Origin of the sequence: Campylobacter sp. CFSAN093227 (genome assembly GCF_012897855.1) — a bacterium.
In the GTDB taxonomy this organism is placed as follows: domain Bacteria; phylum Campylobacterota; class Campylobacteria; order Campylobacterales; family Campylobacteraceae; genus Campylobacter_D; species Campylobacter_D jejuni.
Map to the genome: position 1 here is coordinate 1,071,628 of NZ_CP040610.1, position 15,117 is coordinate 1,086,744.

Consider the following 15,117-nt stretch of genomic DNA (forward strand, 5'->3'; position numbering starts at 1 on the left):
AAAATGATATAATAATGCTTTATATAAGGAATCTTTTATGTTTATAAGTTCTAAAACAGAGTTAATTCAAACTATTAAAAATTTAACAATCAACAATAAAGAAGTTAAACAGATTGATTTTATTTATCCTAATTTTTCTATTTTACACGCTATATTAAAAAATATTGATTTTCATCAAAGAAAAATGCTATCTAAAAATCAAATATTGACTATGGAAATACTAGAAATTTTAAAACAAACTTGTGATAATCACAATAGTATAGAAATAAATATCCATACCCTTAATGAGCTTGATGCTGGACAAAATGTAAATTTAAAAGATTTATCAAGCAGTGAAATTTGCACTAAAGTTTATTTAGAAGACTTAGAAGAAGAAATTCAAGACAAGAAACAAGGTAAAGATTTTAATCTTTTTTATCATACAGATAAAAATAATCTTTGTATCGAATTTATCAATACTTTAAAAGAACTAGCCAAAGATTCTGAAGATATAACAACCTTAGACGAGTTAATCGAAAACATTGATCCTGATGATATAAGCAGTGAGAAATTTGATGATTTTAAGAAAAAAGTTTTAGAAAAGATTGGAAATGTCATAGAATCGGATTTTTTCAAAAATAGCATAAGTCCCACTTTAAAAAATACTTATGAAAAATTTATCAATGAGTTGTTAGAACACATTAAAAAACTTGCCGAAGAAAAAGAATATGAAAAAATTAAAATCATACTAAGTGCTATAGCGGGTGTTGCAATAGCCACAGTGGTAGCTGTTCTTACAGGTGGGGCAGGATTAGCTATTTTGGCTGCTGGTTTATTTTCTTTAATGGGTTCTGCAAGCGAGTATTATGAATTTGCTCAAAGAGATTATGGCACACTTTTAACGCCTTTAGCCGCATTTTTAGCCACTAGATGTGCTATGTTTATTCATTATATTAATTCTCGCTTGTTATCTTGTGTTTTAATTATTAATAAAAAAGAAATTATTGATTTAAGTGGTTTTGGATTATATCTTGGAAGTGATGAAAGCAATATCGCTTCGAATTTGGCTTATAAAATCACTTTAAGCGAAGAAATAAAAAGCATTGAAAATATTTTTAGTGAAATCTTTTTAAACCCAGAACAAAAAGACAAGGGATATAAAAATACACCCAATGATTCAAAATCGAGCAATTTACCCGCTTTCATTTCAACGCAAAAATTATCTAATTTGTATTTAAAAAACAATGCTATTTTAAAGAATTTGCAAGAAGATATTAAACAATTTATTTATTTTTCCTATATAGAAAGTCCAAATTTTAACTCAAGTAAACTAGCTGAATTTTTCGCACAAAAAAATCAAAATGCACAAATAGATTTAAATACAACTAAAATGAGTAAAAATTATTTGATTATTTCAAATATCCCCAATAAATACAATGCAGGACTTAGTGAAAGTTTAACTCAAGAAATCGCCAACTATAATATACAAGATAAATACAGAAGAATTAAAAAAAATATTGATACTTCAAAAAAAACTTATGACAGCACAAGAGATTATAGCGAATATAGCATAGAAATGCCACAAGATGAAAATGAACCTTATATTTTACAATTAAGCCCTTTTGTGAAAATATCCAAAGAAGCTTATGAGAATAGTAAAAAAGCTTATGAAGATATGCAAAAGGTTTATAAATATTTAACAAATTTTGTTGCTACACCGCAGAAGCTACCAGAATTCGCAAAAACAGCTAAAGAAAAATTAGCAATATCAGAAAATGAGCCAATAATAGAAATAGTAAAAAAGACGGAAAATTTACGACATTGCGAACGAATAAACATTTTAGCTTATATTGACTACAATAAAAAAATAAATGATAAAAAATGGCTTCCTTATTTTTATATCAAAAAATTCTTTAAACAAAACGAAGCCAAAGAATCCATCATAGAAAAAGAAAAAAAGATAGCTCATCAATATTTAACTTTTTTGAAAAAAGAGTTTTTTGAAAAATCGGATAAATCTTCATTTGGGAACTATTCTTTAATGGAATGTTTATTCATTTCATTTGTCTTGTATCAAGCTAAGCTTATTTTTCCAAATATCAATTTGGATTTGAAAAAATATGGAGGCAGTAATTTTGTATATATAAAATACTTAGATAAAACTTATGTTTTATGGACAGATGAATGTCCAATATATGTAAATAATGAGCCAACAAATATTACAGCATATGAAGTTGTATCGCAATTATTAAAAATACTTGACAAAAAAGATTATTCTTTTGTGGAAAATGATAGTTCGATAACTATAGATGATTTTTTTAATGAATTATCAAAAGATTTAGATACAACAAATACATTAGATAAAAAAATAATCAAATTAAAGCAAATGTATTATTTAGATGAACAAAAATGCATTAAAGAATTTATGAATTTAGACGAAGAAACGCAACGAGCTTTTGTTGCATGGATGGATATAGAGAAACAAATATCAGATTTATCAAAGCTTTTGGAACAGATGTATGGAAAAGAATATTTAAATAAGGCAAAAGAACAAAAAACAAGTGAAATATTTACTTATGCAATGTTAAAAATTTTATTAAGCGCTAGTCCTTTTATCAGCTTTACAGCTCAAATGTTGTGGGATTTTAATTTTTTAAAAACAATAGAATATGTTATTCAAGCTTGTATTAAAATAAACAAAGAAGGATTTAAAGAATTTTTTAAAGAACAGCTTGGTATTTTTGCACCTCCAAAAAAGAATAGTATATATCATATACACATAAAATCTAATTTAATAATAAAAGCACGCTTGCAACAAATAGAAAAAGAATTAATTCATACTAAAATCCAAATGATTTTAGCACAAGAGATAAAATCCAATTTAATAATACAAAAAAATACATCCGGTTTAAATCTATTTATCACAAAGATAAAAGAATACTTTAATGAAAAACAAATTAAGATTTATTGGAGTGATAAATATATGAAACAATTATTTATATACTCTAATCAAGAAAGCAATATATCTAAAATTGCTCTTATGCATAGCATAGATATACAAACTCAAAAATATACTATTTATACTTATGCTAAGCTAAATAAACTTGACCTTGCTTCTATTGTGACTGGAGAATTTGTGGGTATTTTTTTAAATTATCTCTTTCCAACAAATTTTAAAGCCCTACAAGAACAATATGAAAGCATTGTTTATCAGCTTTACACCTTTAAAGATGATTCTCCTTTAGCAGTTATAAGAGATCATTTTATAACTTATCCTTTTGCAATCAATTCGAAATTCATTAGCTTTGATTTAAAGAAAATTTTTTATGGCATAGATCTTTGCACAGGAGTTTTTGACACTCATTTTTCCTTTCATTATGAAATAGATCAAAAGCTTGAAGAAAATAAAGAATTTCTTTTAAAAAGACTTTTATCTTATTTGATTATAGATGAGAAAAGAAATGCAACTGCTTTAGAGGATATAAAAGAACAAAAATATATTATAGATGATTATACTTTTTATTTTAAAGAGTTAAAATCTTTAGAACTTAAAAAATGCACTATATATCAACTTCCTTGTAATCATCCTTTGTTTAAAGAGTTTAGAAATAAAGAAAAGCAAATTAGTGCTTTTAAAAAGGATGAAGATAGTCCTATTCATGCTTACAATGAAGCTTTACAAATTTTACAAGATTTTGCTAATGGACTTTACAATACAAGTAAAGATAAAACAGGAAGATATATAGAAGATAAAAATAAAACCAGAAGATTACTAGAAAAACTCAATATCATAGGACAAAACAATCTTAAGGCTATGTATATGGGGATAAATGGAAATGAAGAAAGCTTGAAAAACAAAGACAATGAAGAAGGAAACGAGGAGGATATAGAAAGTGTAACTAAAAACAAACAATCCCAAAAATTACCGCCTAATTTCATAGGCAGACTAGCCACTACCATAATCATAGAAGATGGTTTATATATGGGATAAATTAAGAAAGGATAGATAATGAGTGAAACTTATGAGATTTATACACCCAATGGATTAGCATTAGATGTGGAAAAAGATACCAATAAAATACTCTTTAAAGAAAATGTTAAGCCCACAGGCAACTATACCGAAGAATATTCCAAAGCTTTGTTTGAAGCACACAACATTAAACGAAACTCCCCCTACAAAGACTATAAACCCCAATACCTAGATCCTAACTTTTATACAGGGCAAAGTTCTACTTTACTTGAATTTAAAGAATGGCAAAGTATTTATTTAAAAGATCCTATAAAAGGAGCTATAGCTCCTTGGACTAAAGCAGAAAAAGCTTATTATAAATCTTTAAAAACCAAAAGAGAAAGATATAAATATTTAGCAATAAGAAGTGGATTAAGATCTGTGGTTATAGATATACCCTATGATGCTTATGCTAATGTAGATGAAAAAGGAAGATTGGTTAATGAAGATTATGCCTATATTTACGATGAAGTAAGTTCTCATCGTGGAACATTAAAATCTTATTCTTTCTTTAATGAATGGGAATTGTCTGCTTTACTTTTGGGAAATATTAAAGCTAGTCCTACAGCTGCCGTAGGATTTAAAGCAAGACAACAACAAGCATTGTTTTTACAAGCTCAACTTGGAGATAAAAATGCTTTTAAAAGTTTAGGTTTAGCAGTATTGTGTTCTAATTCTTTTCTTACAGGGCAACATTGGAATAAGCTTAGAGCAAAAATGATTTACGATTTACACGATTATCATTATGAGAGTTTATTAGATGAATTTGGTATGCTTCCTTTTTTAGATGAGATTATAGGAGTAGATTGGGTGATTGATTTAAATCGATATAAATTTGCTCTTGATGAAGAAGGTAGAATCATTTGGGCTTTATATGATGATATTGAAAAAGGTAAATTAAAAGATCCAAGAGATATAGATTCTACTTCTGAAAGCAGGAAAGAATTTGATCATTATATGGATGGATATAAAAATGGAATGGCAACTAGATTTGATGTAGATATTAGAAACGAAAGAGATGAAAGATCTGCTAAACTGACTATGGATACCCTAGTATTAAGCGCCAAACTAGCAGCCTTAACTCCTCCTCAAGGCTATCCTAATGCTCCAAGATACTATAGCCCTGAAAGACTAGAAATTATTTATAAAAGACATAAGCTTGATAGACTTCTTGACCCAAGAATTCCTGCTATATATAGATATAATTTTCCAGAGGATTTAAGAGTTAAGATACTAGCTTATGCTAAAGAGCATAATATAAAAGAGTGAAAATCACTCAAAATCTTTAATATACTTTTCCAATGCTTTGATGGTAAGATTTTCAAAAAGAATCTTATCTTCTTTGATATTGTTTTGTATGGCAGCTTCAATATATTTAATAAACATATTTTCTTCCATTTCTTCAAATATTGGAGTATATAATTCTTTTGCGATTAGGCTAAGGGCTAAAATATTGATCAATCTTGTGGATTTGATTAAGGGTATATTATTAATAATACTTTCAAAATCTTTGATACTAATAGAAGAATAATCTTTATTTAATTTAGAGCTTTGTTGTTTTGTTTTAATATCTTTTAAATTTTTTACCAAACTTTTTAAAACATTTTCATATTCTAATGAATTTGGATTTTTTTGAATTATTTCTTTTAAAAAGCTATCATCTGCCTTTTCTTCTTCGATAAATTTATAATCATTATTTTCTAAAATCTCTTTTAACTCTTTGTTTTTGTCAAAATTTATACTTGTTTTTCCTCTAGGTTTAATTTCAATTTCATCAAAATGATTGCGTTTTTCAATATCTTCTAAGTATTTTTTATTTTCTTTAATGCTTGCTTCAATGCTTTTTGCATCCACAAATCTAAATTCTAAATTACCGATTTTAAAAATATCGCCTATGCTGATTATTATTTCATAGCCACTTGGCATTCTAGAAAAGGACTTATTATAATAAATGTCAGAATCTTCAAAAGCCGCAATTGTAAAAGATCCTTCTTCATAAGATACTATGGCATGGGTATTTTTGATTTGTTCTAGTTTATCTTGAATACGAAAAGTGCAATCATCACCGCTTCCTATAGTTCCACCCTTTGTGTTAAATACAAATGTTTTAGAACCACTAATACATTCGTCATAATTCTCAATAGCAATTCCTATCTCTTCTTTTTCTATCATTGTTTATTTACCCCTGTAATATTTTCTACTATTTTAAGATTGTTTAAAATATAAACTATATTATTTAATTCACTAGCACCGTTAATAATTTCAAAGTCAAAATATAAGTTTTTATTATTGTTAAATATAATGCTGTATATAGAATTACTTTTATTATCTTTTATAAACTTATACCATGCCCATTCTCCTTTATATGATTTTGTATAATTTAAATTAGGATTAGAGTAGTTATAGGCTGTAAAATTTAAACTTGTTCCATTATTGAATTTTTCTGCTACAATTTGTAGGGTTTGATTAAGAGTATGATCGTATTGGATATTTTTATTATCATAGCCAAGCTTTATAAAGGAAAAATCCGCACTTAAATCAAGGCTTTGAATAGTAAAATTAACTTTTATATTATCATTACCATTTAGTATGAGACTAGAGAGATTGCCTGCATTGGTGATAAAATCTAAAAATTCTTTAGAGAAATTTAATTTTGAAGCAAATTGAGAATTGATAGAATAGTTATTTTTTCTTTTTACTAAAACATTGTTCAAGTATTTTTTATAAAAACTATTTAATGTCCCATTTCTTCCAAAAAATGTTTTAAAACTATCCATACTAAGATCTGCTACACTCTCATCATTAAAAGGATAATATGGTGCAATATCATTAACAAATGGATTATACACTTCATTAATCCAAGCAGTATTAAATAAAGAAATACCATGATTTTCTATAAAATTCCACGAATAATTAGAAAGCTGACTATAATATCTCTCTAAATCATTAGGTAATTTTTTTATGTTCATTTGAAATACAGCAAAAGGATCATTGGCATCTTTATTGCCTCCAAGAGCATATGAAATTTTTTCTTCAGCACTTTGGTTATTATTAGAACTAAAATCTATAATTTTATTGGACATATTTGTAATATTTGTATTAAGAATATCTAATATTTTTTCATCATCAGTGCCTTTGCCCACTTCTATATTACCAACACTCAAAAGTGTATTTTTGTTTACTAGCTTATGATATTGTGTGAAAGCATTGCTTACCCCAATAAAATTTGATCTAATTTCCCCAGCATTTAACCCTAAATTGTAGGCTTGAGTTAGTAAAACTGCATCATTTAAATTTGTATTAGAACTAACAATTTTTAACAAAGAATATAAAGGGTTTTCTTTTTTTGATAAGATATTAAGCTCATTAACCATTGCCTCTTTGGTATTATACCTAACAGGTTGCAATGAAGCGAGTAGATTTTGCCAAGCATTTTGGTATTCACTTAAGTATAATTTTAAAATACCCATAGTCAAAGTGTTTTTATTTTCTTTAAAATTGTTATCTAGCATCCAAGATTCAATATTGATTGCGGTGTCAACTTGTTGATTTAAATCATTTAAAAAGTCCATCATACCAACTTTTGTATATATTTTATCTATAGAAGTTATTTGAGAATTATTTGAAAATACACTATTTGCAGCAAAACCTAAATCCTCTTTTATAAGATATTTTTCTTTAGGTTTATCGCTATTTAAAAAATTAAGAAGAATGTAAATTCTTTGAGTTCTACTTATACTCTCAAGTTTTCTTTTTCCTGTATGTATACTGTTTTCATCTTCTGTAAAAGATTTAAGATTAAATTGTTTAAGCTCATCCACCCCTTCTAGAAAGTCATCTTTAGAGATTGAATACTTACTTAAAGTATTCCAATTCTCGTTAATCCAAATTTTTAGTATTTCTTTATTAAAATATTTTTGTTCAAACAAAGATCTATACATATATAATGTTTTGATTAAATTTTCTTTATTTGTATCGGTAAGTAAAGTATATTCCATTTCTTTTAATAAAGTATTTTTTAACACATCTTCATTCAGTTTATAATAAAGTTGTTTAGCTTCTTTAAATCCTTTGTATGAGAGATTTAGATTTAAATATTGAAATATATTATTATCTTGCCAAAGTTCAGGATAAGTATTTAAAATATTTCTCAATTCAATTAAGAAGTCAGCTTTTTGTTTAATATTTAAATTTTGATAATCTTGATCTTTAAGAAGCAATTGTAAAGATCTTAAGGTGTTTTGGCTTTTTTCGAATTCTTTATTATTTTTACTTATAAAATAAGAAGATATAGCATATGTTCCAAAGCTTATGATTAAAATTATAATTAAAAAAGATAATTTTTTAGAATAAGATTTCATAGTGCTTAAAGAATAATCTGTAAAAATTAAATCTTCGAGCAGTGATTTAACAAAATAGCTTTGTTTATTATGTATAATATTGGATTTTGATAATACTTTTTTGCAGTTATATTTCTCACATATGGCATCGAGTAAGAAATTTCTAGGAATATTTTCTTGATAGGCACTAACAAAATAAACTCCTCTAAGATAAGAATTATTTTTAAGCTTATTTTCTTCTTGCACTTCCAAAATAAAAGTCTTTGCTAATGCAAATAAATTATCAAGTTGTTTTAAAAATAAGTAGCTTTTATTTTTATTTTCTATATTATAAATATGGGAGTTTTTACTCATCAAGGAACATAATAATGAATCACTTAATTCTTTAAATTCATTATTTAAAAATTCTTCACTTAAGATTTTATCAAAAGATAATCCTAAAATTTTATCTGAAATTTTTTTATCGAAAATATCAAAATACTCTTTCATGCCTTCGATCAAGTCGAGTTTTGAAAAAACTATATAAATAGGCAGTTTTAAATTTAAAGTTTTTTCACATTCATTTACTCTTTTTGTTAGATATCTAATAAGATTTTTGGAATACTCCTTAGGATTATTTAAGAAAATTACAGTGTCAACAACTAAAATAATTCCATTTAGTTTGCTATGAAAAAAATTTTTATTGAGAAAAGTAAGGAATTTTTTCCATATATTTTTTTTAATTAAAAAATCTCTATTTTTATCTATATCATCTTCGGGTATTTCATCGCTACTTGTAGGCTTAAAAAATTCTTCTTGTGAAAAATAGTTTCCTTCTGTATCTAACAAAGCACCTTTTTTTGATACATAAAGTGCAAAATTTCTAGTAGACTTATGGAATTTTTTATAAGACTCTAAACTATCACTGAGTGGGTATTCGATGTCAGAATAATTAATAAAAGTGCTTTTTCCAGCTCCTTCATTTCCTATGATGATAATTAAGGGTAAATTTTTTGTTTTTAAATCATTCTTCCATGTTTCTTTGGCATCTTTAAGAGATAAAAAGAAGTTTCTTTTAGATTTGTAAATGAACTCATCAGCTTCTTTTTTTAGGACTTTAAATTTTAATCTTTTTTCACTTTTTAAAGAAGATATAAAATTTATAATAGGCTTTAATAAAAAAAACAAAAAAACAATAAGCCAAATTATCAAAATAATACTAAATCTTAAAAATGAACTACTAAAAATATATATGTCATTAAAAGCTACTAAAGAACCCCAAAACCAAAATAAAATACTCAAAAGAAAAATACAACAAAGCAAAAAAGCAGTTATAAATAATCTTGATTTCACAAAATCAAATATTTTTTTAAACATCATTATTCCTTAGTAAAGTAAAAACAAATTAATATGCAAATATTTTGCAAAAATTTAATAGATTAAGATTAAAATGATACAATTTTGAATGTTAAAAAAAATTAAAGGAGTTTTTTTATGGCTGAACCAGCGTTTATAAAAATTGAAGGTTCCACACAAGGTTTGATTTCAAGCGGTGCATCTACTGAAGCGAGTATTGGCAATAGATATAAATCGGGTCATGAAGATGAAATCATGGCTCAAGAGGTATCTCATATTGTAACCGTACCTGTTGATCAGCAAAGCGGACAACCTTCTGGACAAAGAGTTCATAAGCCTTTTTCTTTTACTTGCTCATTAAATAAATCTGTGCCTTTGCTATATAATGCACTTACCAAAGGAGAAAGACTTCCAACAGTCGAAGTTCATTGGTTTAGAACCGCAACAAGTGGCGGATCTGAACATTTTTTTACTACAAAATTGGAAGATGCAATTATTACAAATATTGAATTAATAATGCCAAATGCGCAAGAGTCAAGTAATCATGATAAAACCGAGCTTTTAAAAGTTTCAATGAGCTATAGAAAAGTAGTTTGGGAACATACTGCTGCTGGAACTAGCGGAAGTGATGATTGGAGAGAGGGCAAAGCTTAATTATAATTTATCTTAAATAATCCTGACTAAAATACATAATTATAGTTGGGATTGTATCGTGAATTATATCCATGGCATAATTATGATACGACCTTATACTTATTTGTACTAATAATTTGCATAATTAAAGTTTGTTTTTATATTATTTTTATCCTTTAGATTTGCATTTGATTTTTATTCTAGCTGTAAAATAATTTTTATTTAATTTTACTCATAACAAATAAATTGATATTTAAAAATTTAGTATATTTATTCTATATGTGTTAAATTTTTTATCAATACAGATATATTATTATCCACTTTAAGATTATTTGTTTCTAAATTGAAAATTGCATAGCTTAATACTCCTAATATAATCAATACTGGCACAACGATAATAAGTTTTTTAAAATACAATCTTATAAATTTTTGCCAAATATTTTCTTTCAAACCAGTTTTATATGCTTTATTAAAAGCTAACTCTTCTTCTATCTTATAAACCGGTTTTAAAGATGTGGCAATATTATTGCAAAAATGAATTATTTTTTCATCTCTATCCTTAGTCTCATTATATTTTCCTTTATAACCAAGAATTAAACAAGCATAGATAAATTCCAAAAAATCTTTAAACTTAAAAGGGTTATTAATCCAAGATGATGCAATATCATAAAAATTATTTCCACCTAAAGTTTCATCAAATAACCTTACAGTTAGAGTATTGTGAGCCCAAAAATTAATAAAAAGTTCATTTTTCATTAAGCTTTCATCTATAAAGACACAAAGACAATATTTGAATTTAATAATTTCTTTTTCATCATATTCTTTACACATACTTAGTTTAGCGGTTATATCTAAAATTTTATTAATCAATGTTTCTCTAAGTTGATTAATACTACTTGTATCCATAGAGCTTATTTTTGAAAGTCTATAAGAAAGCAAAAGCAACTCCAAAGAATAATCAATAATTTTATTGTTTTTTAAACCATCAAAATCTGAATCAAGAAGTAAGCTTAATGCCTTTTTTTCTTCATTTATTTCTTTCATTGAAATACCGCCCACATTATAATATCAGGGTTTTTTATATTGTTGGTCAAGTACATACTAATGATACTTTCATTTTTAAAATCTTTAAACAGTTGATCTCTTTTATCTAATTTATAATAAACATAACCATTTAAATAAGGAATGCTAGATGGAACATTAGGTACTTGATCTACATTTAAGCCCTCAAGCTGAGTTGCGACTATATTTTTAATTTTACTTTGAGTATGTATCTTGCTTTGAATTTTAAAATTATTAAGTAGATATTCTGTAGTAACATCTGCACGAATTGCGAAATAAATTTCACTTTCTTCTAAAATTCCCGAATTATCAAAAATAAAATCATAAAAACCATTGCCGTTAATACTGGTCTTAGCTATAAAATATTTAGGGCTTGTAATTTTAGAAAATAACAATCTTAGATTATTCATCATATTTAAAAAAGTATTATAAAGATTATCGTGTTTATAAGGAATAAAATCTAAAAAAGATTCTTCGTTGCTAAAAGCTGCAAGCTCTCCTTGAAATTCTAAAAATTTTTCGTATAAAAATTCAGGATGTATTTTATCTTTTTTTGATAGATGTGAAAATATTAAATACCATTTTTTTAAAAGATTAAGGGATAAAAAAGTGCTAAAATCCAATGTATTTTTTGTTTGATCGATTCCTTTAAAAACATTAGATAGAACTTTTTTATGTTGATTGATTGAAAAAATAATTTCTTCCAAAAAGGATCTTATGGTAGATATTTTGCTGATATTTAAGCAAGTGGGTATAAAATCACTTTCTAATTCAATTTTTTTATTGATATCAATATTTTTAATTTTTGCAATTGGTAATTCAAGTTCATCAGGAGTTGAATTACCTAAAATGCCAAGTTTTAATCTTAAACTAGCAAGAAGTAAATCTTTTTTCTCTTGTGTAAAAGTCAGATTTTCAAGTTCGTACTCATCTTCAATTTTGTCCATTACATTAGATTTTGAATCATCATAATTTCTTAAAGCAATACTATTTCTAAGACATATAAACTTTGAATTTGGAAAAGTATTTCTTAAAGATAAATCAGCAATATCAGTAACTCCGATAGGAATTTTTAATACCACAACTGAATCAATTAAAGATTCATAATTGATTTCAATAGGCTCAGGCAACAAATCTTGCTCAGGTGCATTAAAAATGCTTCCATCTTGTGCGATACCTGAAATTTTAGAAAGTGCAATTTTTCCTTGCAATAACATCTCTTGAGAAAATTCCAAGTCTATTATTCCATATAAATTACTATATATATTTATAGTTTTAAGATCTATATTTCTATTAAAAAATCTTTCTTGCTGCTCAAAATGGGTTTGTCCAATATTAAGTCCATCAAACCAAGCAACTTTTAATTTATTTGCCATATATTATTCCTATTTAATTCTTTTGATACCTTCTTTGGATATTTCAAATTTTAAATACTTATTCTTCCCAAACCCATTTGCATCTTCGGTCTTTGCCCATATTTTTGTTGTTTTTTTTGTATTATTTGCAAATAATACAAGAATGCCTACATAAGGAACCTCTTCTTCATCTACTTTAACCGCGATAATATTGTCTTTAGGTGCAATTTGCGTTTTAATAGAATCAAGTTTATCCTTGCCTAGTACCCCCTCTTCTCTAGTAGCCAAATCTATATCACTTGCTTCTTCAAATTTTTTAATATCCTTAAGTTGATATACAATAGCCGTAACAGGAACATCATCATGTCTATTATTAAGATTGGAATTCTCTACATTATTTATCTTAACGCTAACAACACTTGAGCAAGCGCAAAAGAATAATGGCAATAAAAAAAATAAGCTTTTTTTACAAAACATGAAACTAAAGTATCCTTTCTATCTTAGAATATATAATTTATGATTAATTGAGTAATTTTTTTAAAAAATTAACATAATATTTTTTAAAATTTAATTATAATGAGGCAAATTTTTGGAGGAATTAAATGTATTTTTGTGATCAATTGAAAAATAATTTAGATGAACTACAAGAATTTCAGTTACTTGAAGATGAGATGTCAAAATATAAGACTTTAAACCATGAAAATATTTCTTGGGATAAAGTTTATCAATATTCTCAGTTTATATTATTAAATCATTCTTTAGATTTTAAAATTTGCAACTATTTTCTTTTATCGTGTTTTAATTTAAACAATGAAGAATGCTTTGAAAAGCTTTTGCTTCTTTTTCAACATTTAAAAAAACTTATAGATGAAAATAATGCTTATATATTAGCTCAAAAGCGAAAAATTCAAATTTTTATTCAAAATTTTATTCAAGAATACAATAAAACAAAAGTGCTTATATCATCTGAGATTGTTAATCAATTTATTACTTTATTTTCCGAATTTGAAAATTTACTATCTTGCAATTTTGCAAAAATTGAAATTGCTCAAGTTGCACCACAACTTCCAAAATCTCCTGTAACTCAAGTATCTGTAAACATTAGAAGCGATAATATTAACTCTTTAAACGAGAGAGAATATAAAAATTTTTATCAAAAACTTGCATTTGAGCTTTTGGAAGAGGATGAAAATAATCTCAATATCTACGCTTTATTCACCCAAGCAATGTGGGGAAAAATCAGGTGTTTGCCTGAATGTAATAATGAAAAAATTACTAAAATAAGAAAACCTGATGCAGATATAATTCGCATATTACTTTCTGATAAAGAAAATGATATAGAACATATTAAATGTTTTATGCATGAACTTATTTTAAATCCTTTTTGGATAGAGGGTGTACAACTCTTTTGTGATTTTTTAGAAAAAAAGAAAAAAAATAAACAATTAGACATTCTTATAATATTAACAAGTGATTTTATTTCTAAATTTGATACTATTGAACTTCTCCGTTTTCAAAATGGTGATTTTATCTGCAAAGAAGAAGTTTATAAATATTTTGTTAAATCCAAAGAAAATAAAAAAAGTTTTTTTTCAAGTAAAAAAACTGACAAAGAACATACACTACAAGATTTTGAGCAAATGCTGATGAATATTGATAAAGAAAATTTTAATAATTCTATTATGAATAATATTAATTCCTTGCTAGATATGGTAAAAATTTTTGAGTCAAAAGGAATGAAAAAGAACTCTAAAATTTTAAATATATACTTAGTAGAGTTAATGGAGAAAACTCTACTAAAAGATTATCTAGCCGAAGAATACGAAAACGCAAAAAGTAAAATTAAGTGATACAAGATTAAATTTAGTAAATTTTAATATAATTATTAAACTAAAAATTTTGTTTTTAAGGATTTTAAATGTCAGATGGATCTTATGCTCCAAAAGAGCGGATTAATATTACATACAAAGCTAAAACTAATGGACAAAATGAGGATGTGGAGTTGCCGTTAAAATTAATGGTAATGGCAAATTTAAAAGGAAAAAACGAAACTCCTTTAGAGGAAAGAGAAATTTTGCAAATTAATAAGATTAATTTTGATCAAGTCATGAGAAAACTCAATATAACAACAAGTTTTAGCGTAAAAAACACTCTTGGAACAGGAGCTGAAGAGCTTGATGTTAAGCTCAATATTGCTAGTATGAAGGATTTTTCTCCAGATAGCTTAGCTAAACAAATACCCGAGCTAAACAAATTATTGCAGCTAAGAGAAGCATTAATGGCTTTAAAAGGTCCTATGGGTAATATTCCTGATTTTAGAAAAGCTGTTTTAGAAGCGTTAAAAAATGAAAAAACTAAAGAAAAATTACTTTTAGAAATTAAACAAGAAGAGCAAGGAAATTAA

The 15,117-nt window shown here is 25.9% G+C and carries 10 protein-coding genes; 5 read left to right on the top strand and 5 right to left on the bottom strand.

Annotated elements, in window-relative coordinates; translation table 11 throughout:
- Positions 1–37 precede the first annotated feature (37 nt).
- The gene (locus tag FBF06_RS05740; protein WP_168977575.1) at positions 38–3,970 is read left to right on the top strand and encodes a hypothetical protein; all 3,933 of its coding nucleotides are present in this window, start codon (positions 38–40) and stop codon (positions 3,968–3,970) included.
- 18 nt (positions 3,971–3,988) lie between these two features.
- Complete coding sequence (locus FBF06_RS05745; protein ID WP_168977576.1) at positions 3,989–5,257, top strand: hypothetical protein; 1,269 nt, start codon at positions 3,989–3,991, stop codon at positions 5,255–5,257.
- 3 nt (positions 5,258–5,260) lie between these two features.
- Here FBF06_RS05745 and FBF06_RS05750 read toward each other — a convergent pair whose 3' ends face one another.
- Positions 5,261–6,160: an FHA domain-containing protein gene (locus FBF06_RS05750; RefSeq protein ID WP_002882780.1), complete on the bottom strand. Its 900-nt coding sequence runs from the start codon at positions 6,158–6,160 to the stop codon at positions 5,261–5,263.
- Positions 6,157–9,684, bottom strand: coding sequence for a type VI secretion system membrane subunit TssM (gene tssM / locus FBF06_RS05755; protein ID WP_002902236.1), 3,528 nt, complete (start codon positions 9,682–9,684; stop codon positions 6,157–6,159). Before tssM ends, FBF06_RS05750 begins: the two co-directional genes overlap by 4 nt.
- 117 nt (positions 9,685–9,801) lie before the next feature.
- Between tssM and FBF06_RS05760 the strand changes: the two genes are divergently transcribed.
- Positions 9,802–10,317 (top strand): Hcp family type VI secretion system effector, encoded by a 516-nt coding sequence (locus tag FBF06_RS05760; RefSeq protein WP_002779662.1) that lies wholly within the window; start codon positions 9,802–9,804, stop codon positions 10,315–10,317.
- 249 nt (positions 10,318–10,566) lie between these two features.
- Here FBF06_RS05760 and icmH read toward each other — a convergent pair whose 3' ends face one another.
- From icmH to tssJ, 3 genes are read right to left on the bottom strand one after another with little or no spacing between them, the layout of a single operon-like run.
- Positions 10,567–11,340, bottom strand: coding sequence for a type IVB secretion system protein IcmH/DotU (icmH, locus tag FBF06_RS05765; protein ID WP_002908498.1), 774 nt, complete (start codon positions 11,338–11,340; stop codon positions 10,567–10,569).
- Positions 11,337–12,734, bottom strand: coding sequence for a type VI secretion system baseplate subunit TssK (gene tssK / locus FBF06_RS05770; RefSeq protein ID WP_002779660.1), 1,398 nt, complete (start codon positions 12,732–12,734; stop codon positions 11,337–11,339). Before tssK ends, icmH begins: the two co-directional genes overlap by 4 nt.
- A 9-nt stretch (positions 12,735–12,743) precedes the next feature.
- Entirely contained in the window at positions 12,744–13,190 is a 447-nt protein-coding gene (tssJ, locus tag FBF06_RS05775; protein ID WP_002779659.1) for a type VI secretion system lipoprotein TssJ, read from the bottom strand.
- Between the two features lie 125 nt (positions 13,191–13,315).
- Here tssJ and FBF06_RS05780 point away from each other — a divergent pair, with 125 nt between their 5' ends.
- Positions 13,316–14,563, top strand: coding sequence for a type VI secretion system domain-containing protein (locus FBF06_RS05780; protein ID WP_052813920.1), 1,248 nt, complete (start codon positions 13,316–13,318; stop codon positions 14,561–14,563).
- A 68-nt stretch (positions 14,564–14,631) separates the two neighbouring features.
- Entirely contained in the window at positions 14,632–15,117 is a 486-nt protein-coding gene (gene tssB, locus FBF06_RS05785; protein ID WP_002800584.1) for a type VI secretion system contractile sheath small subunit, read from the top strand.